The following is a 19,549-nucleotide window of genomic DNA, read 5'->3' on the forward strand; positions in this document are numbered from 1 at the left end:
GTGCTCATAGAATAAAACCATGCTCTCCATTGGACTGACCGGCGGCATCGCGGCCGGAAAATCACTCGTCGGAAAACGCCTGGCCGAACTTGGTGCGGTGTTGATCGATGCCGATCTGCTGGCCCGGGAAGTGGTTGCGCCGGGTACAGCCGGACTGGCGGAGATTCGTCAGACCTTCGGCGCGGAGCTGATCTCGGGGGAGGGCGAGCTGAATCGAGCCAGGCTTGGCGAGTTGATTTTCTCCGATCAGTCCAAACGGGAAAAGCTCAATGCTATCGTGCACCCCAAGGTCCGAGCCAGAGCCGCCGAGCTAAGGGCTGAAGCCGGTCGCGAGGCGATTATCGTGCAAGACATCCCTCTGCTGGTAGAAACCGGCCAAGGCGCTAATTTTCACCTGGTGATCGTGGTGGACGCCGCCGATGAACTACGGGTGGCCCGGATGGTAACGCTACGCGGCCTGTCGGAAGCCGAAGCTCAGGACCGGCTGCGGGCTCAGGCAAGCCGTCAAGAACGCCTAAGCGTTGCTGATATTGTGCTCGATAACAACGGCACCGAGGCGGAGCTACTGAGCCAGATCGACGAAGTTTGGGAAAATCGTTTGCAGCCCTTTAACCACAATCTCTTGCTGCGGCAGCGAGCCAAGCGATGTGGGCCGGCTGTGCTGTCTCCCGCTGATCCGCGTTGGCCGGAGATAGCGGATCGCTTGGCCAGCCGGATCATGCTGGCCTGTGGGGATCAGGCGGTTGGCGTCGACCATATCGGCTCAACCTCGATTCCCGGTCTTGACGCCAAGGATGTAATCGACCTACAACTCAGGGTGCGATCTCTGGAGATTGCCGACCAGCTAGCGCCGGCACTAGCCGCCGCTGGTTTCCCGGCACTGGAGGGGGATTGGCGGGACACCCCGAAGAGTTTCGACCCTGACCCGGAGCATTGGCTTAAGCGATTGCATGGCAATGCCGATCCGGGCCAGCAAGTAAACCTGCATGTTCGGGTGGACGGCTCGGCCGGCGCGAATTACGCGCTTGCCTTCAGAGATTGGTTGCGCGCTGACACCGAGATGAAGGAACGCTACCTTCAGGAGAAACGACGGCTCGCTGAACTGCACGCCAATGACGCCAATACCGGCGGCTATGCCGAGGCCAAGGAACCGTGGTTCACCGAAGTGGCTGAGCCAGGCCTAGCTGCCTGGCTGGCTCGCGCTAACTAGCACGGGGTGACTATCGGAGGCCCTTAGCCACCACAGGTATAGGTGACCCCGCCACGCACGTGAGTACCCGGGCCGAGCTCGGCGCAGGTCTGTAAAACGTGCTGAAGGGTGACGAAAAGTACTACGCCGACGATGATACTGCCGATGATGGCGAGAATGCTCAAGACGATGCCGATCACCGCTGGAGCATTGCTGAAGCCGGCCTTTTTCGATTTATTCAACCCGATAATGCCGAGGATCAGCCCGACCAGGCCGAGGAAGACAAAAGGCAGCACAATTGACAGAATGCCCATCACCTTGCCCGGGTCCTGCTGCGCCTGGACCGGGTACCCTACCGGTTGAGGGACGGGCTGTTGCGGCTGCTGGTAGGACATCTGAACTCCTTGAGGTTAATGGCTGAGCTGGCTAGCTGGGGGCTGGCTAATTAAAAACCCGGGGTGGCAGCGCTGCCACCCCGGGTGAAAGTAACGACACTTGGAGCTTAGAAACCCAACAAAACGTTGCTGTAGTTCTGCAACTGGGTCGACACGGTGGCAAGCATGGCGATGCTGGCGATGATCGAAATGATCGTGCCAATGGTGGTGATAATGCCGATGATGATGCCAACAAAAGCGGGAGTGTTCTTGAAACCGGCTTTCTTTGACTGGTTATTAGCGATAATCGAGATGATCAAGCCGACCACGCTGAATAGAATGGCGCAGACCAGGCCAACGATGCCCAGGGTCTTGCCGGGGAAATCACCGCCGGCCGCGGGCGGGTAGCTGCCCTGAGGAGCGTTGTAATTGACGGGCTGTTGCCCGGAGGTGTCAGTCATGAGGGCCTCTCTTCTTAGCTGAAATTGCGCGAGGTGTTGATTGCCTAAACACTTTATCGAATCCTGTGTCTAAACCCTAGGATTATTGAACAGAACTTTGGCTGTGCTCGCCTCGCAAACTGTCGGTGCCACGCAGTAGCGTAGGGGTATGAGTCTTGCACAACCGATTAATCGCGTCGTCGCGCCTTTTGAAGTGGTCAGCGAATTCCAGCCAGCTGGCGATCAGCCGGCCGCTATTGAGGATTTGACCCAGCGGATCAATAACGGCGAAAAGGACATTGTGCTGCTTGGAGCCACCGGCACCGGAAAGTCTGCCACCACGGCCTGGCTGATCGAGCAAGTGCAACGTCCCACTCTGGTGATGGTGCAGAACAAGACGCTAGCCGCGCAGCTGGCCAACGAATTCCGTGAATTATTGCCGAATAATGCGGTGGAGTACTTCGTCTCCTATTACGACTACTACCAGCCGGAAGCCTATGTTCCGCAGACCGATACCTTCATTGAAAAGGACTCCTCGGTCAACGAGGAAGTGGAGCGGCTCCGATATTCAGCCACGAATTCCTTGCTAACCAGGCGCGATGTTGTGGTGGTCGCCTCGGTTTCCTGCATTTACGGTTTGGGCACCCCGGAGGAATACGTCTCGGGAATGGTGACCCTGCACCAGGGCGAGCAAGTCAATCGCGATGATCTGCTGCGGAAATTCGTCGGCATGCAGTACAAGCGAAATGATGTCGACTTTCACCGCGGCACCTTCCGGGTGCGGGGCGATACGGTGGAAATTATCCCAATGTACGAGGAGCAGGCGCTTCGCATTGAGTTCTTCGGTGATGAGATTGAGAAAATCTATACCCTGCACCCGCTGACCGGCGAGGTGATAAGGGAAGAAACTGAGATGTACGTCTTCCCGGCCTCACACTATGTTGCCGGCCCGGAGCGAATGGCCAGGGCCATTGCCACCATCGAGGATGAGCTGGCGGTGCGGCTCAAGGAGCTTGAATCGCAGAACAAGCTGCTGGAAGCTCAACGACTCCGGATGCGCACCACCTATGACCTGGAAATGATGCAGCAGATGGGTTTCTGCAATGGCATCGAGAACTATTCGCGGCATATTGACGGGCGGACTGCGGGCAGCGCGCCGAGTTGCTTGCTCGATTACTTCCCGGACGATTTCCTGCTGGTTATTGATGAATCGCATGTCACGGTGCCGCAGATTGGTGCCATGTACGAGGGCGATATGTCCCGTAAACGGACGCTCGTGGATCACGGTTTCCGGTTGCCCTCGGCGATGGATAACCGGCCGCTGAAGTGGGACGAGTTCCTGGAACGGATCGGTCAAACCGTTTACCTTTCGGCGACACCGGGTAAATATGAACTGGCTAAGTCGGATGGCGTGGTGCAGCAGATTATCCGGCCTACCGGTTTGATTGACCCCGAAGTGATTATTAAGCCCACCAAAGGCCAGATTGATGATTTGCTCGGTGAAATCAGGAGTCGGGTAGAGCTCAATGAACGCGTCTTGGTTACCACCTTGACCAAGCGGATGGCTGAGGACCTGACCGAGTACCTGCTCGGCCATGGCATTAAGGTGCAGTACCTGCACTCCGACGTCGACACGCTAAGGCGGGTCGAGTTGCTCAGGGACCTGCGGTTGGGCACGTTCGACGTGCTGGTTGGTATTAACTTGCTGCGCGAGGGGCTTGATCTACCCGAAGTCTCCTTGGTCAGCATCTTGGATGCTGATAAGGAGGGGTTCTTGCGTTCGGCGACTTCGCTGATCCAGACCATTGGTCGTGCGGCCCGGAACGTTTCGGGTCAGGTGCATATGTACGCTGACAAGATTACTGATTCGATGGCCACCGCAATCGATGAAACCAATCGTCGTCGTGCGGTTCAGGTGGCTTACAACACCGAACACGGTATTGATCCGATGCCACTGCGCAAGAAAATCGCCGATATCACTGACTCGCTGGCACGAGAAGACGCGGATACCAAGAGCCTGCTGGAAAGCGCGGCCAAGGGTAAAGCGCGCGGCAAGGCACCCACTCCAGTACGTCATGATGGCTTGGCCGCGGTGCCGGCCGAGGACCTGGTCGATCTTATTGAGCAGCTCACCACGCAGATGCATGGTGCAGCCGCCGAATTGCAGTTCGAGTTGGCCGCGAGGCTGCGGGATGAGGTTGGCGATCTGAAGAAGGAGCTGCGTCAAATGCAGAATGCCGGACACGCCTGAGCCGCGCAACGCTAAGGTTTCGGTGCGGTAGAATAGTAGCTGCGTAGGGGAGTATCCCAAGTGCTACGAACGTCAACACGCAGAGCATAGTTGCTCCGCCGGGCGTAGCGGTCGAAGTGATTCGGCGGAGAGACTTGCGGCGATTTCGCCTACCTGAAAGGGTCTCGTGACCGAGCTACCTCTTGCCTTTGAAATTGGAACCTTCGTGGTTCTCGGGCTTATTCTGCTCTTCGACCTGCTGTTAGTCCTGAAGAGACCACATGAACCATCGATGAAGGAAGCCGGTCTGTGGATCGCCTTCTACGTCGGACTGGCGCTGATTTTTGCCGTTTTGATGTTTGTCTTCACAGGTGTTGAACATGGCTCACAGTTCATCGCCGGCTGGATCACCGAATACAGTCTGAGCATCGATAACCTCTTCGTCTTCATCATTATCTTGGCGCGCTTCGGAGTGCCCAGAAAGTATCAGCAAGAAGCCCTCATGGTGGGCATTATTTTGGCGCTGGTACTGCGCGGCATCTTCATTCTGATAGGCGCTGCGGTGATCGAGAACCTCAGCTGGGTTTTCTACATCTTCGGCCTCTTCCTGCTCTATACTGCTTGGCAGCAGGCCCGTGATTCAGGCGAGGACGAGGGGCATGCGGGCGACAACGCGTTGATCCGCAAAATCCGTTCAGTGTTGCCGATGTCGCAAGATTTCGACGGCGCGAAGGTCCGCACCGTGGTTGATGGCCGAAAGGTCTGGACCCCGATGCTGATCGTGTTCATCGCCCTGGGCCTGACCGATTTGCTGTTCGCCGTTGACTCGATTCCGGCGATCTTCGGGCTGACCAAGGAACCGTTCATTGTCTTCACCGCCAATATCTTCGCCTTGATGGGGCTCCGCCAGCTGTACTTCTTGCTGGGCGGTTTGCTTACTCGCCTGGTCTTCCTGAAGCACGCGCTGTCGATCATTCTCGGCTTTATTGGCGTCAAGCTGATTCTGCACGCCATGCACGTGAACGAGTTGCCCTTCATCAACGGTGGTAAGGGAATCGAGTGGGCACCGGAGATCCCCACTTGGCTTTCATTGCTGGTGATTGTTGCCACCATTCTGATCGCCACCGTAGCGAGCCTATGGGTTTCTCGGGGTAAGGTCGATGCCGGTCTGCAGCAAGCCGGCGAGCTATCCAAAATAGACGAGCAGGAAAAGCCTCAAGCCTAGTCACTCACTAGGCGGCTGGTCATTTGGCGGCTGAGGGTGCGGTGGCGCTACCGTACCCTCAGTCATAACCGAGTCTTAAGATGGATGAGTGTCTGGGTTCAATGATGGTTCGGTTCCGGAAAACGAGTCGTTGAGTGCTCCGCTAATCGCCGTGCAACGCCGCACCGTTGGGGTGCTGGCTGGCGCTCAGCTACTTGGCGGCGTCGGCAATGGCGCAGCGCTTTCCATTGGCTCGCTGCTCGCTGTCGATTTGAGCGGTTCCGAGGCCTGGGCTGGCTCGATCACCACCGTGCTGACCCTTGCCGCTGCCTTTACCGCGCTGCCGATGGCGACTCTGGCCGCCCGGCGTGGTCGGCGGATTTCGCTGGTCAGCTGCCTCAGTATCGCCCTGTTAGGGGCTGTGCTGATGATCCTGGCTGCCTCGCTGCGTTCTTTCCCGCTGTTACTGTTGGGCGGTATTGCGATGGGGCTGAGCACCACGGCTAACTTGCAGTCGAGGTTTGCGGCCACCGATCTGGCATCCCCGCAGCATCGCGGTCGGGATCTTTCCATTGTGGTCTGGGCGACCACTGTCGGGGCGGTGACTGGACCGAATCTGGTCAAAGCCGGAGCGCAACTCGGCAGCTTTTTCGGGCTACCTGAAATGGCTGGCCCCTTCTTGTTTTCAGCCGCCGCACTACTCTGCGCGATTACCTTGCTCAGTCTTGCGCTACGCCCCGATCCGTTGCGGTTGGCGCAACGCAGCCAGGCCTTGACTGCGCGGAGCGCGGCCACGCCGAGTGCTGTCGGTGGCTGGCCCGGTCGTTCCTTAAGGACCGGGCTCGCCGCCATTCGAACCTCGCCCAGAGCGCTGATGGCGTTGCTGGCGGTGATCGGTTCGCACGTCGTGATGGTCTCGGTGATGTCAATGACGCCCCTGCATCTGCAACAGCTGGACGCACATTCGGCGATGGGCCATCACGGCACTGACGTGCTGGCCGTGATTGGTTTCAGCATTTCGCTGCACATCGCTGGCATGTTCGCGCTATCGCCGCTCTTTGGCTGGCTGAGCGACCGTTTCGGCAGACTTCAGGTTATTGCCGCCGGACAGCTGTTACTGCTGGGCTCTGCTGCTATTGCAGGTTTTGGGCAGCAAGACAGCACCTCGGTAACCGTTGGCCTGGTGTTGCTGGGCCTGGGCTGGTCGGCTTCGACCATTGCCGGGGCGACGCTATTGAGCGAAAGCGTCGCCCCGGAAAGTCGGGTACTCACCCAGGGGGTGTCAGACACCCTGATGGGGTTTACCGCGGCGATTGGCAGCATTCTGGCTGGTCTGGCCTTGGCCTATTGGGGTTACAGCGGACTGAACCTGATCGCCGCACTGCTGGTGCTGGCGGTTTTGCTCTGGCTGGCCTTGGTCAGCCGGGCGACCCGTTTCGCAACAGCCCCCGTAGAGTAGCGAAAATCTTCTCGCCATCAGCCCGCAGACCGTCGTGGTGGTATTCGCCAGTTTCCCAAAGTTGCAGACCTTGTACTGCCCGGGCGGTCTGCACCGCTAGGCCGTGATCGACGTAGATGTCATCGAAGTAGGCGGTGGCAGCAACCGGGACCTGGTTATGGGCGAGCTGGTCTAGATCATAAAGATCAGGCCAGTCGTCTTTTTGGGCGATCAATTCGGCTACTTCCTGAAGCGGTTGCAAAGCCGGATCCTCGTCAAAATACCAGGGCATAATCGCCTCACCGGTAAATCTAAACGGGATGGAGTCCGGAGCGAAATCGCCGCGTTCAGCCGCAATCCGAGCCGCCGACCAGTTGCTTGCTGCGCCTTGCCCATAGCAAGCCTCATGCAGCACAGCGTAGAGCGGGTTCTGTGCGTAGGAAACGATCGAGGAGACCTGGGCCAGGAAGGCATCTGAAAGCCTAAGTCCGGCCGGGGTTTCTACAAAGGCGTCTTCCAGCAGGTAATGCAGCCCATCAATCCTGCTGTTTCCGCCGAGAAAGGAGCCGAGCATTTGAAAACGGTGTGCGCTGAGCCGTTCCCCGGTGGGAAGCAGCTCGATGACCTGACTCAGGTGTTGCGCGATCCGCTGGGCCAATGGCTGATCTTCCGGATAACGTTCAAAATACTCATCGTTCCGAGCAGCGGTGCGCTGATAGGTGGCCCTATAGACCTGGTCGGGGTGCCCCTGCAGTGGGCCTAGGCCAGCGGTGATGAAAACCTCGCGGAGCCCTTCCGGGTAGAAGGAAAGGTAACTCAGTGAGCAGAAACCTCCGAAGCTCTGGCCAAGAATCGACCAAGGTTCGCTGTTGAGTGCGAACCTAATTGCCTCGGCATCCGCGACAATCGAGTCCGCGCGGAAAAAACTGAGATAGTTGGCCTGCTGCTGAGTATCGCCACGTAGCGGCAGCGTCTGCTGATTGATCGGGGATGAGAGCCCGGTGCCGCGCTGGTCGAGAAGCAGCACCCGGTAGTCCTTGAGGGCTTCTTTGAGCCAGCCGCTAGGGGCCAGCGGGCGGTCAGCTCGATGCCCTGGGCCGCCTTGGAAATAGACAATCCACGGTGCTTCGGGGGCATCGTGGCGCGAGACTTCCCTGGCAAAGACCTCGATTGTCTCACCCTCTGGTTTTTGATGATCCAGTGGCACCGAAAACCAATGCTCTCGGTAAAGATGCTCTTCTCTGCTGTGTGTTTGACCTAGTCGGTGCTGTGCTGGATTCATGCCTGTGCTCCGAAGTTTTCAAGAGCCTTCCCGGTCAAACGGAAGGTGTCCCATTCTGCCATCGGGGCAGCCCCCAGCGAACGATAGAAATCAATTGAGGGCGTATTCCACTTCAAGACGCTCCATTCGACCCGAGCGTAGCCTTGCTCGATGGCAATGCTGGCCAGATTTTTCAATAACGCCTTGCCGTGGCCACCACCTCGCGCCTCGGGACGAACGTAGAGGTCCTCGAGATAGATGCCGTGAACGCCTTCCCAGGTGGAGTAGTTCAGGAACCACAAAGCGAAGCCCTGAACGCCATGCTGGTTCTCGGCGATATGTGCGAAAACTTTTGCGGAGTCGCCGAACAAGGCGGCTTCGAGCATGGCTTCGGTGGTTTTGACGGCGTTCGGCTCCTTTTCATAGATCGCCAGATCATGGATCAGTTCGAGAATGACGGGCACATCGGTGCGAGCGGCGGGGCGAATACTCATTCCTTGAGACTAGCCTAGAAAATATCCACAAGAGATATTGCGCAACAGTTGTTGTTGATCTAATCTGAGTTAATGAACGTTGCCAAGGAGACTCCGGAAGTCATCGAGTTAACAGATGTTGCGGCGATGCGCGTACTAGCCCATCCAACTCGTTTGCGCTTGCTCGGGATGCTCCGGACTAACGGTCCGCAGACCGCGGCATTGCTCGGTGAGATTGTCGATGAAGCTCCAGGCACGGTGAGCTATCACCTGGGCAAACTGGCCTCGGTGGGCTTGATCGAAGAAGCGCCGGAGGAGAGTGCCGATAAACGTGAACGTTGGTGGCGCTCGCGACATCAGTTCACCAGTTGGAAGCCCGCTGAATTACTCAATGATCCCGCTGGTCTGGCCGCAGCCACTGCCATGCACCGGGTGATCGTGCAGCACTACGCCAGCTTGATGAACAGCTATCTGGATGTCTTGCCGGAGTTATCCCCGGATTGGGTAGCGGCTGCGGCGAGTTCTGATCATAGTCTGGAACTGACTGCTGCCGAGCTGGCGGAGCTGCGCGACGAGCTGGATCAAGTGGTCGGCAAATTCCAGGCCCGTAGCGATCAGCGTGGGCAAAGCAGCGAGACCGAAACAGTCACCGTGATCTACCAAGCCTTTCGCACCCCATGAACTACCAGAACGCTGCGAAACATCGAAGCAAACGGAGCCTGGTCGGTCTACTTTCGGCGCACGCGGTATCTCAAATCGGCAATGTAGTCACCCTCTTTGCTGTGCCCTTCTATGTGTTGTCCAGTGGTGGGGGAGGCGTGGAAGTTGGCCTGGCGGCCGCGTTCGCCGCCATCCCAGTGGTCATCGGAGGCCCGCTCGGCGGTGTGATTTCGGACCGGATTGGCTATCGAAATGCCAGCATTGCCGCGGACCTGACCAGTGGGATCACCGTGTTAGCGATCCCACTCCTGGCGTTGACCGTCGGGCTACCGTTCTGGGCTTTACTCGCTCTGGTTTTTCTTAGCGGCCTCTTGGACACACCAGGGCAGACGGCACGCCGTGTGCTATTGCCAGAACTGTCCGCGGCCGGCAATATCAGGTTGGAACGATCCGTAGGATTTATCGACGGTATGGAGCGCTTGGCCAGCATGTTAGGCGCTCCCTTAGCCGGACTATTAGTGGCAGGATTGGGTGCGACGAATACGCTCTTCGTCAATGCGGTGAGTTTCGCCGTCTCGGCTTTGTTGACCTGGACAATAGTTCATCCGGTAACAGCAAGTACCTCGAAAAATCCTCCTGAGCAGGTAGCCCGTTCTAGTTACTGGGCGGAGCTAGCCGATGGCTTTCGTTTTGTGAAGGACAGTCCTTTGCTGCTGGCTCTGACCGTGTTGGTGCTGCTTACCAACTTTTTCGATGCCGCCCGGATGTCTACGCTGATGCCGCTCTATGCCCAGCAGGAACTCGGTGGCGCGGCCGCACTAGGGTTAATTCTCTCGGTCTTTGGCGGCGGAGCACTTCTTGGCTCTATCCTCTTCGGATTCCTCGCCCATCGGCTGCCTCGGAGACTGACTTTTGTGCTGTGCTTCACGCTGGCCGGCGGACCGTCTATCGCGTTTTTTGCCGCAAATCTTCCGCTGGAGTGGCTAGTTGTGGGCTGCGCAGTATCCGGGCTGGCGGCCGGTTCGCTCAATCCGATCCTGGGCACGGTGCAGTTAGAGCTGGTGCCGCCAGGGATGCGCGGCAGGGTTTTCGGGCTCAGCCAGGCTGGGGCCTGGGCGGGCATGCCGCTTGGTGCTTTTATCGCCGGCTTGGCCGCCGATACTTTCAGCCTCACCCTATGTTTCCTAGTGATCGGGGTGAGCTATACCGTGGTGACCCTCTCCCCGCTGGCTATCCCTAGCTTCCGAAAGATGGAGGCGAAGGATCTGGCCAAGGCGAGGCTAGCCCGAGCCGAAGTTAGTTAACCGCAGCACCGCGTAGCCCTCTTCGTCTGAAGCATCGAGATCAACTGTCGCGGTGATTGACCAGTCGTGATTCCCGGCCGGATCATCGATAATCTGTCGCACCGACCAGGTCCTGCTGTCAGTGCCGCTGAGCACGAAGAGCGCTGGGCCGCGGGCCGCCGAATCAGCGGGGAGTTCATCGTATTCATCCCAGTAATCCTGGAGTGCGTCGGCCCAGCGGTCGGCGTCCCACCCCGCTTCGGCATCCAATTCGCCCAAGCCCTGGTAATCATCTCTGGAGGCCAGTTCCACCCGGCGGAATAGCTCGTTGCGTACCATCACCCGGAAGGCGCGTTCGTTTTTGCTCAGCGCAGGTGGCGCCGTGCTGAGCGAGTCGGTGGCTCCTTCCAGTTCAGCAATGTCCTCGCCCGTGCCGGAGGCCAGCGCCTCCCATTCATCGATCAAACTCGAATCAACTTGACGCACGGTCTCACCGAGCCACGCAATCAGATCCGAAAGGTCCTCGGTCAAAGCGTTGCTCGGTACTGTTTGCCGCAGCGCACGATAAGCGTCCGCCAAGTAGCGCAGCACAATGCCTTCGCTGCGGGACAGCGAGTAGAAGCGCACGAACTCGCCGAAGTTCATCGCACGCTCAATCATGTCCCTGACGATCGACTTCGGAGCGACCTCGAAGTCACCAAGCCAGGGTGCAGCTTTGCGGTAAGTGTCGAAAGCCTGCCTGAGGAGCTCGCCCAAGGGTTGCGGATAACTCAATTCATCAAGTACCGTCATCCGGGCGTCGTAGTCAACGCCGTCGGCTTTCATCGCGGCAACGGCCTCTGAACGGGCATATTTGAGCTGCGCCGAGAGGATCTGGCGCGGGTTTTCCAGGGTGGATTCGATCACTGAGACGACGTCGTAAGCGTAACTCGGTGACTCGGGGTCGAGGAGCTCTAAGGACGCTAACGCGAAAGGGGAGAGCGGCTGATTGAGTGCAAAATTCATTTGTAAATGCACGGTAAGCCGTAAGGTCCGGCCGTCACTGCCTTGTTCCTCGGCAGGAATTCGTTCCAGCACACCCGCAGTCAACAATTCCCGCAGAATGCCGAGGGCCTTTCGGATCAGTCCGAGCTGCTTACTGCGGGACTCGCGGTTCTCGGTGAGTAACCGCCGGGCCGCGACGAAGGGATTGCCAGGCCGCTCGAGCAAATTGAGCAGCATGGCGTGGCTGACCGTGAAACTTGAGGTCAGCGGCTCCGGCTCGGCCTCCACTAAGCGGTTGAAGGTTGGTTCTCCCCAGGAGACAAAACCTTCTGGTGGTTTCTTTCTCACCACTTGGCGTAGTTTCTTCTGATCGTCGCCAAACTTGGCCTGTGCTTTGGCCATTGCACGCACATTCTCCACCACGTGTTCCGGTGCCTGCACCACGACAGTTCCGGCGGTATCGAAGCCAGCCCGACCGGCGCGGCCAGCGATCTGATGAAATTCCCGAGCCTGCAGCACCCGGGTGCGTACCCCGTCGTACTTACTGAGCGCGGTGAAAAGCACCGTGCGGATTGGCACATTTATACCGACGCCCAGCGTATCGGTGCCGCAAATCACTTTGAGCAGACCAGCCTGTGCTAGTTGTTCGACGAGCCGTCGGTACTTTGGCAGCATGCCTGCATGATGCACGCCAATGCCGTGCCGGACCAATCGGCTGAGAGTTTTGCCGAAGCCGGCCGAGAAACGGAACTGAGCAATCAGCTCGGCGATCTGCAGCTTCTCCTCTTTAGAGCACATATTGATGCTCATTAAGGTTTGAGCACGTTCAATCGCCTCGGCCTGGCTGAAATGCACCACGTAAATAGGGGCCTGATGGGTGCTCAGCAGCTCCTCAAGAGTCTCGTGCACCGGTGTTTCCACGTAGTAGAAGTTCAGCGGAATGGGGCGTTCCACCGAGGTTACCGTGGCGGTAGGCCGAGAGGTGCGTTCGGTGAGCTCTGTTTCGAAGCTGCTCACATCCCCCAGCGTGGCGCTCATCAGTAAGAACTGGGCTTGCGGGAGTTCGAGCAGTGGGACCTGCCAAGCCCAGCCACGTTGTGGGTCGGCGTAGTAATGGAACTCATCCATCACCACCACGCCCAACTCAGCAGCCGCTCCCTCTCGTAGCGCAATATTCGCCAGGATCTCGGCGGTGCAGCAGATGATCGGGGCGTCCTGATTAACCGCGGAGTCGCCGGTCACCATGCCGACATTCTGCGCACCGAAGATCTCGATGAGCGCGAAGAATTTTTCCGAGACCAAGGCCTTGATCGGGGCGGTGTAATAGCTTCGTTGACCAGCGGCTAGGGCCACAAAGTGCGCGGCTACCGCCACCAGAGACTTCCCGGAGCCGGTCGGGGTGGCCAGGATGACATTGCTGCCACTGGCCAGTTCCATCACGGCTTCTTCTTGTGCCGGGTAGAGCTCGATGCCTCGGTCCAGGGTCCAGTCGACGAAGTCCTGATAGATATCGTCGGCCGAGGCGGCCGGGAGCTGATCGAGAAGGTTCATCACTGCTAAGCCTATCGTCAGCTGAAGATTCGCAGGGCGGCAGACCTGCAGCGGACTGGCTGTCGGATGGTTCGAAAGTCGAAGGCTCAGAGGCTTTCGGCAATCCGCTTGATTGCCGCTAGTCTGCGATCCCATTCCTGACCGCTTTGCTCCAGCAATGCAGCTAATTTCGAAAGTTCTGCGCCGAGCGCGGTGTAGCGGAGTTCCTTGCCAAATCGCTGACTGTTGACCAGGCCAACTTCGGTGAGGATTGCGAGATGTTTTGCTATTGCCTGCCGACTAATCGGCAGAGTTGCAGCGAGTGCCGAGGCGGAAAGGCTCTGGCTGCCTAATAACTCCAGAATCTGCCAGCGATTGGCGTCTCCCAGGGCGGCACAACGGCTGACCAGGTCGGTGCGCACCGGCCTACTTTTCCAGGAAAGCGATCAAATCGTTAAGCTCGCCAACCCAGCCACCGCGGTTATCTTCCATTGCCGAGCGAATTTCGGTCTCACTGAGCGCGAGCTTTTCCCATTCGGATTCAGTCACGGTCAAGGACGTGCCGCCATCCTGCTCACTCAACTCGAACACCACCAGGGTCAGGTTGTCCTCGCGGAGTGGGCCGGTTTGCGGGGTGCGTTCCCAGCGGAACGAAAAGCGGCTGATCGGCGAGACCTCGACCACTTCGGCGCGCCCCTCGGCGTCGTACTCGTCCCAGCGGAGCCACATTGCGCCGCCCGGCCGCAAGTCGATGGTGGCGTGGTTGCCGAACCACTGGGCGATCAAATCGGCTTCGGTGAGCGCTTGCCAGACCTTCTGCTGGCTGGCCTGGATCTGTACTGTGCGGGTAATCGAAAGTGCTTCTGTCATGATTCCTCCTGGACGTAATCTGCAACTATATGGTTGCAGATTACCAAATTTTCTGCAAGTCCCCGACCGAATCGTTGAGCGTCGAAAATAGCGGTACTCTCAAGGCAGTAACTCAACTCATCGTGGAGGAAGTATGGCCATTACCTGGGATCCCAAGAAGTATGTGCAGTTCGGGGATTTTCGCAACCGTCCGTTCTTTGACCTAACTGCTCGGGTACTGGCCGAGCAGCCGAAGCAAGTCATAGACCTCGGTTGCGGACCAGGAAATCTCACCGCAACTCTGGCAGAACGCTGGCCCGCTGCCGAGGTGCTTGGACTCGATTCCTCTGCTGAGATGGTCGCCGCTGCTGAGCAACAAGCGCATCCAGCAAACCTTTCCTTTGCGCTCGCCGATGTTGCGGAGTGGACTCCGCCCGAGCGGGTGGATGTGGTGACCACCAATGCCGTGCTGCAGTGGGTGCCCGGGCATCAGGAATTACTCAAAGGCTGGTTGGCTGCCCTCAAACCAGGTGCCTGGTTTGCTATGCAGGTACCGGGGAACTTCGGCGCAGACTCGCATCGGCTCATGCGGGAATTGGCGGAATCTGCGGCCTGGTCCGAGCGGCTGGCGGGGGTGCTGCGGCACCGGGATGCGGTGTCGGAGCCGGCAGAATATCTCCAAATCTTCATCGACGCCGGGATGCGAGCGGACGCTTGGGAAACCACCTATCAGCAAGTGTTGCAGGGCGACTCTGCGGTGCTTAACTGGGTGCGCGGCACCGGCTTGCGTCCGGTGCTCAATGCACTGAGTGCCGAAGAAGCGGAGCGTTTTGAGGCCGAATATTCGGTCCAGCTGGATCAGGCCTACCCGCCGCGTGAGTACGGGACGGTTTTCCCGTTCCGACGGATCTTCGTGGTGGGGCAGAAAGGCTGAACTCGCGGTTAGCCCGCTTCGCTGAGGTGTCCAATCACCAGCCCCGAGCCTGCCAATCCGCCAGGGCTGGACGTTCAGCGCCAAGGGTAGTTTCCTTACCGTGCCCCGGGTGTACCACGGTGTCGTCGGGGAGTCGGTCAAAAATGCGCTCGCAGACGTCGCCAAACAACTGTGCAAAACGCTCTGGATCCCGCTGAGTGTTACCCACTCCGCCGGGGAATAGTGAGTCCCCGCTGAAAAGCTGGGCGGGCCCACCGGGAGCCTGGTAGAGCAGGGCAATCGAACCCGGGGTGTGGCCGCGCAGGTGGATGGCTTCCAGCGAGAAACCGTCGAAATCGCCGCGATCACCGTGCTCAACCGGAACGTCGATTGGTACCGGAATGGCTGCCGCATCCAGGCTGCCGGCCACCGTGGTGGCCCCGGTTTTTTCGATCATTTCGGCCAATGCGCGATGGTGATCAGGGTGCGAGTGGGTGGTCACCACGGCGACCAGTTGAGTGTCGATGTCGGCGGCAACATCGGCCTTAGCCGAGTCGAGTAGCTCAATGATCGCCGCAGTGTCATCGGCGGCATCGATCAACACTTGCGCACCGCTATTCCTTGCGGTGAGCAGGTAGACATTATTGTCCAGTTCACCTACCACGATGCGCCGAATGCTGAGAGCGTCGAGTTGCCAGATTTTCTGCTGCATTGCTTCAGGATAGACCGGCGAGCTGACAGCCGCGGAGGGTATATAGTTGACTAAGTCAAGCAACTAGTCTTTGGAGGCATGATGGCTGTCGAGGATCAAACTCTCGCCGAGCTCGTCAGTGAGGTATTCCGCCTTTTCCGCGCGCTCAAGAGCGCCTCGCACGAACCTTCGATTGAAGGCGTCGGGGTAGCGCATATCGGTATTGTCGGGCTGCTTTCACAGAGCGGCGAGTGCCGGGCGACCGCCTTGGCGGAAACCATGGGCATCGGTCCCAGTGCGTTATCCAGGCAGTTGGCGGAGCTTGACGAGCAAGGTTATGTGACTCGTCGCCCCGATCCAGAGGACGGCCGGGCGACCTTGATCGAGGTTTCTCCACAGGGTACCGAATTGCTGGCCAGGGTGATGGCCAGACGCTCGGCAAGATTGCGCGCTCAGCTCACGGATTGGGACGAGGGGGAGGCGCGACAGGCATTGCAGGCGGTTTCTCGACTCACCGATGCGTTATTAAATTCACCCAAAGGCGAATCTCTCTCAGCATAGTGGCGCTGTTGAGCGGCGCTGCTTAGTGATTGATCACTTCATCCGAGTGATCAAAATTTATCAGGAGCTTTAGATGTCTCGGATCGATGATCTACCCACCGATGAGACGGCGGTGCTTCGATGAGCTCAGCGGATCAGGCCCTCAGTAATTGGCAGCCCTCGGCGCAATCCAGCGTGGCTCCCTTCGAGCAACTGCGTCAGCTGATAGCTGATTTGGCCAGCCGCGGAGTGCTGCCGGTGGGTTATCGGCTACCGTCGGTGCGGGCGCTTGCGGCCAGTAGCGGGCTGGCAGTTAACACTGTGGCCCGGGCGATCAAGGAACTTGAGCAGGCTGGCATCGTGCGCACCCAAGGTCGGAATGGCACCGTGATCAGCGCGGCCGGAGACCAGCTCCGAGCCCGAGTGGCGGAGGCCGCCGAGACTTTCGCCGCCGTCGTCCATCAACAGGGTCTCAGCCATCGAGAGGCACTAGCGATGATTACCGAAGCGCTCAAAGCCTAGCTTTTCATTCGAAGACATTTTCGATTAGGATATGCGTGTGCCCAAAGCCCAAGAATCTGACCTGATGACTTCTTCGCTTGACGAGCTGGCCCCGGTCAAGAAACCCGATATGTCCCGGCTGGTCGTTAAAGGTGCTCGCGAGCATAACCTGCGCAACGTCGATCTCGATCTGCCGCGGGACTCCATGATTGTTTTCACCGGCCTCTCTGGCTCGGGTAAATCCTCCTTGGCTTTCGACACCATCTTCGCCGAAGGGCAACGCCGCTACGTGGAATCGCTTTCCGCCTACGCGCGCCAGTTCTTGGGCCAAGTTGATAAGCCGGACGTCGACTTCATTGAAGGCCTCTCACCTGCGGTCTCGATTGACCAGAAATCAACCTCGAAAAACCCTCGGTCCACGGTAGGCACCATTACCGAAATCTATGACTACATGCGTTTGCTGTGGGCGAGGGTCGGCAGACCACACTGCCCGATCTGTGGCGAGCCAGTCACTCGGCAGACGCCGCAACAAATCGTTGATCAGCTGCTGGAAATGGAGGAAGGGACCCGATTCCAGGTACTCGCCCCAGTGGTGCGTGGCCGCAAGGGCGAGTTTGTCGATCTTTTCAAGGAACTCTCCGCTAAGGGATATTCACGGGCCAAGGTGGACGGCGAGCAGATCCAACTCGCCGAGCCGCCCAAACTGGGCAAACAGTACAAGCACACCATTGAAGTTGTGGTCGATCGTCTGGTGGTGCGTTCCGGCATTCAGCAGCGTCTCACCGATTCGGTGGAAACCGCGCTCTTGCTTGCCGAGGGACGAGTGCTGGTGGAACTAGTCGACCTGGATGAAGGGGAGCCCGGCCGGGTGCGGGCCTTTTCCGAGAACCTGGCCTGCCCGAATGAACACCCGCTTGCTATTGATGAAATCGAGCCGCGCTCGTTCTCCTTCAATAACCCCTTCGGCGCCTGCCCAGCCTGTACCGGGATCGGCACGAAACTTGAGGTCGACGAAGAACTCGTGGTGCCGAATCCGGAGCTATCGCTTTCCGAAGGAGCGATTGCGCCGTGGTCCTTGGGCACCGCGACCACCGAGTATTGGAACCGTTTGCTGGAAGGCTTGGGCAAGGAACTCGGCTTTAAGATGAGCACCCCTTGGCAGGGGCTTTCTGATCTCGCCAAACAGTCGATTCTGTATGGCAAGGATCACAAGGTGACCGTGCAGTATCGCAACCGTTTTGGTCGCGAACGTAAATACAGCACGGGCTTCGAAGGCGTGGTGCAGTACATCCACCGCAAGCACCTAGAGACCGAATCCGACTATGCGCGGGATCGCTACGAAGAATACATGCGGCAGATCCCTTGCCCCGAGTGCGGCGGCGCGCGGCTAAACCCCGCATCGCTCTCGGTGCTGATCAATGGCAAGTCGATTGCCTCGGTTGCCGCGATGCCGATGCGGGAATGCTACGAGTACCTTTCCTCGCTGGAACTTAGCAGCCGGGAAGCGCAGATCGCCGCGCAGGTGCTTAAAGAAATTCAGGCCCGATTGAAGTTCCTGCTGGACGTCGGTCTTGAGTACCTGAACTTGGAACGGGCCTCAGCGACGCTCTCCGGTGGCGAAGCGCAACGAATTCGCTTGGCTACTCAGATCGGCTCCGGGCTGGTCGGGGTGCTCTATGTGCTCGATGAGCCGTCAATCGGCTTGCATCAGCGCGATAATCGACGGCTCATTCAGACCCTGACTCGCTTGCGGGACTTGGGTAATACCCTGATCGTGGTTGAGCACGACGAAGACACCATTCACGAAGCTGACTGGGTGGTTGATATTGGACCTGGCGCGGGGGAGCACGGCGGTGAGGTGGTGCACTCTGGCCAGCTGGCCGATCTGCTTACCAACACTAAATCGCTTACCGGCGATTATCTTTCCGGACGCAAGAAGATCGAGGTGCCGAAGAAACGGCGCAAATTCGATAAGTCGCGCGTGCTGAAGGTAGTGCAGGCGCGGGAGAACAATCTGCGCAATATTGACGCGGTGTTTCCGCTCGGGCTCTTCACCGCCGTCACCGGGGTTTCGGGCTCTGGCAAATCGACCTTGGTGAACGAAATCCTTTATAAGGTACTGGCCAATAAACTCAATGGGGCGAAGCAGGTGGCTGGCCGGCATCTTCGGGTCGAAGGCCTTGAGCATCTCGATAAGGTGGTGCACGTCGACCAGAGCCCTATCGGTCGCACGCCGCGCTCCAACCCGGCCACCTACACCGGCGTTTTCGATAATATCCGTAAGCTTTTCGCGGAAACCACTGAAGCAAAGGTCCGCGGTTATCAGCCGGGCCGGTTCTCCTTCAACGTCAAGGGTGGTCGCTGCGAGGCCTGTTCCGGTGACGGCACGCTCAAAATCGAAATGAACTTCCTGCCCGACGTGTATGTGCCCTGCGAGGTCTGTCACGGCGCACGTTACAACCGGGAAACCCTTGAGGTGCATTACAAGGGCAAGACAATCGCCGATGTGCTTAATATGCCGATTGAAGAAGGGGCCGAGTTCTTCGCGGCCTTTACCCCTATCGCACGGCACCTAAAAACCCTTGTCGATGTTGGCCTGGGCTATGTTCGACTCGGGCAGCCCGCCACCACGTTATCCGGTGGCGAGGCGCAGCGAGTGAAGCTGGCGTCCGAGTTGCAGAAGCGTTCCAACGGTCGAAGCATCTATGTTCTGGACGAACCGACTACGGGCTTGCACTTCGAGGATATTCGCAAGCTCCTTTTGGTCCTGCAGGGCTTGGTGGAAAAGGGCAATACCGTTATCACCATTGAGCACAACCTCGATGTGATCAAGAGTGCTGACTGGTTGGTTGACCTTGGACCGGACGGCGGTTCGGGTGGTGGCCAGGTGATCGCCACCGGCACCCCGGAGCAAGTCGCCAAGTCAAAAGAAAGCTATACCGCGACCTTCCTGCGGGAAGTTCTTTAGTCGATCGGCTATCACTTCGAG

General features: G+C 58.5%; 18 protein-coding genes. 10 read left to right on the forward strand and 8 right to left on the reverse strand.

What is annotated here, in order from left to right; translation table 11 throughout:
• The first annotated feature begins 19 nt into the window (after positions 1-19).
• A complete protein-coding gene (gene coaE / locus UM93_RS03715; RefSeq protein ID WP_045073727.1) occupies positions 20-1,210 on the forward strand; it encodes a dephospho-CoA kinase in 1,191 nt (396 codons plus the stop codon).
• A gap of 23 nt (positions 1,211-1,233) precedes the next feature.
• On the opposite strand, the gene UM93_RS03720 is transcribed toward coaE, so the two are convergent.
• Positions 1,234-1,584: a hypothetical protein gene (locus UM93_RS03720; RefSeq protein WP_052663599.1), complete on the reverse strand. Its 351-nt coding sequence runs from the start codon at positions 1,582-1,584 to the stop codon at positions 1,234-1,236.
• 107 nt (positions 1,585-1,691) lie between these two features.
• Positions 1,692-2,024 carry a hypothetical protein gene (locus UM93_RS03725; protein WP_052663603.1) on the reverse strand — a complete coding sequence of 111 codons (333 nt, stop codon included), beginning with the start codon at positions 2,022-2,024 and terminating at the stop codon, positions 1,692-1,694.
• A gap of 148 nt (positions 2,025-2,172) precedes the next feature.
• Between UM93_RS03725 and uvrB the strand changes: the two genes are divergently transcribed.
• From uvrB to UM93_RS03740, 3 genes are all read left to right on the forward strand, one after another.
• Positions 2,173-4,254 (forward strand): excinuclease ABC subunit UvrB, encoded by a 2,082-nt coding sequence (gene uvrB / locus UM93_RS03730; protein WP_045073729.1) that lies wholly within the window; start codon positions 2,173-2,175, stop codon positions 4,252-4,254.
• Between the two features lie 166 nt (positions 4,255-4,420).
• Positions 4,421-5,458: a TerC family protein gene (locus UM93_RS03735; protein ID WP_045073731.1), complete on the forward strand. Its 1,038-nt coding sequence runs from the start codon at positions 4,421-4,423 to the stop codon at positions 5,456-5,458.
• Positions 5,459-5,546: 88 nt separating this feature from the next.
• Positions 5,547-6,896, forward strand: coding sequence for an MFS transporter (locus tag UM93_RS03740; RefSeq protein ID WP_234399375.1), 1,350 nt, complete (start codon positions 5,547-5,549; stop codon positions 6,894-6,896).
• Here UM93_RS03740 and UM93_RS03745 read toward each other — a convergent pair.
• On the reverse strand, positions 6,856-8,157 hold the full coding sequence (locus tag UM93_RS03745; protein WP_045073732.1) for an alpha/beta fold hydrolase: 1,302 nt from the start codon (positions 8,155-8,157) through the stop codon (positions 6,856-6,858). The genes UM93_RS03740 and UM93_RS03745 overlap by 41 nt on opposite strands.
• Positions 8,154-8,630 (reverse strand): GNAT family N-acetyltransferase, encoded by a 477-nt coding sequence (locus UM93_RS03750; protein ID WP_045073734.1) that lies wholly within the window; start codon positions 8,628-8,630, stop codon positions 8,154-8,156. The genes UM93_RS03745 and UM93_RS03750 overlap by 4 nt, the downstream gene beginning before the upstream one ends.
• 72 nt (positions 8,631-8,702) lie before the next feature.
• Between UM93_RS03750 and UM93_RS03755 the strand changes: the two genes are divergently transcribed.
• Together UM93_RS03755 and UM93_RS03760 are read left to right on the forward strand one after the other, a co-directional pair.
• Complete coding sequence (locus UM93_RS03755; protein WP_045073739.1) at positions 8,703-9,290, forward strand: winged helix-turn-helix domain-containing protein; 588 nt, start codon at positions 8,703-8,705, stop codon at positions 9,288-9,290.
• A complete protein-coding gene (locus UM93_RS03760; protein ID WP_045073741.1) occupies positions 9,287-10,573 on the forward strand; it encodes an MFS transporter in 1,287 nt (428 codons plus the stop codon). The genes UM93_RS03755 and UM93_RS03760 overlap by 4 nt, the downstream gene beginning before the upstream one ends.
• On the opposite strand, the gene UM93_RS03765 is transcribed toward UM93_RS03760, so the two are convergent.
• The 3 genes from UM93_RS03765 to UM93_RS03775 all read right to left on the reverse strand — a co-directional run bounded on the left by UM93_RS03765 (position 10,550) and on the right by UM93_RS03775 (position 13,936).
• Entirely contained in the window at positions 10,550-13,087 is a 2,538-nt protein-coding gene (locus UM93_RS03765; protein ID WP_045073743.1) for a DEAD/DEAH box helicase, read from the reverse strand. The genes UM93_RS03760 and UM93_RS03765 overlap by 24 nt on opposite strands.
• An 86-nt stretch (positions 13,088-13,173) precedes the next feature.
• Positions 13,174-13,488 (reverse strand): ArsR/SmtB family transcription factor, encoded by a 315-nt coding sequence (locus UM93_RS03770; RefSeq protein ID WP_045073746.1) that lies wholly within the window; start codon positions 13,486-13,488, stop codon positions 13,174-13,176.
• Between the two features lie 4 nt (positions 13,489-13,492).
• The gene (locus UM93_RS03775) at positions 13,493-13,936 is read right to left on the reverse strand and encodes an SRPBCC domain-containing protein (protein ID WP_045073748.1); all 444 of its coding nucleotides are present in this window, start codon (positions 13,934-13,936) and stop codon (positions 13,493-13,495) included.
• A 133-nt stretch (positions 13,937-14,069) separates the two neighbouring features.
• Between UM93_RS03775 and UM93_RS03780 the strand changes: the two genes are divergently transcribed.
• Complete coding sequence (locus UM93_RS03780) at positions 14,070-14,849, forward strand: trans-aconitate 2-methyltransferase (protein WP_082057008.1); 780 nt, start codon at positions 14,070-14,072, stop codon at positions 14,847-14,849.
• Positions 14,850-14,883: 34 nt separating this feature from the next.
• Here the strand turns inward: UM93_RS03780 and UM93_RS03785 are convergent, their stop codons facing one another.
• Complete coding sequence (locus UM93_RS03785; protein ID WP_045073750.1) at positions 14,884-15,540, reverse strand: MBL fold metallo-hydrolase; 657 nt, start codon at positions 15,538-15,540, stop codon at positions 14,884-14,886.
• A 78-nt stretch (positions 15,541-15,618) separates the two neighbouring features.
• On the opposite strand from UM93_RS03785, the gene UM93_RS03790 reads away from it, so the two are divergent.
• From UM93_RS03790 to uvrA, 3 genes are all read left to right on the forward strand, one after another.
• The gene (locus tag UM93_RS03790; protein WP_234399376.1) at positions 15,619-16,080 is read left to right on the forward strand and encodes a MarR family winged helix-turn-helix transcriptional regulator; all 462 of its coding nucleotides are present in this window, start codon (positions 15,619-15,621) and stop codon (positions 16,078-16,080) included.
• 120 nt (positions 16,081-16,200) lie between these two features.
• On the forward strand, positions 16,201-16,581 hold the full coding sequence (locus UM93_RS03795; RefSeq protein WP_045073754.1) for a GntR family transcriptional regulator: 381 nt from the start codon (positions 16,201-16,203) through the stop codon (positions 16,579-16,581).
• Between the two features lie 37 nt (positions 16,582-16,618).
• Positions 16,619-19,528, forward strand: coding sequence for an excinuclease ABC subunit UvrA (uvrA, locus tag UM93_RS03800; protein WP_045073756.1), 2,910 nt, complete (start codon positions 16,619-16,621; stop codon positions 19,526-19,528).
• The last annotated feature ends 21 nt before the right edge of the window (positions 19,529-19,549 follow it).

Source organism: Psychromicrobium lacuslunae (assembly GCF_000950575.1).
Classification (GTDB): Bacteria; Actinomycetota; Actinomycetes; order Actinomycetales; family Micrococcaceae; genus Renibacterium; species Renibacterium lacuslunae.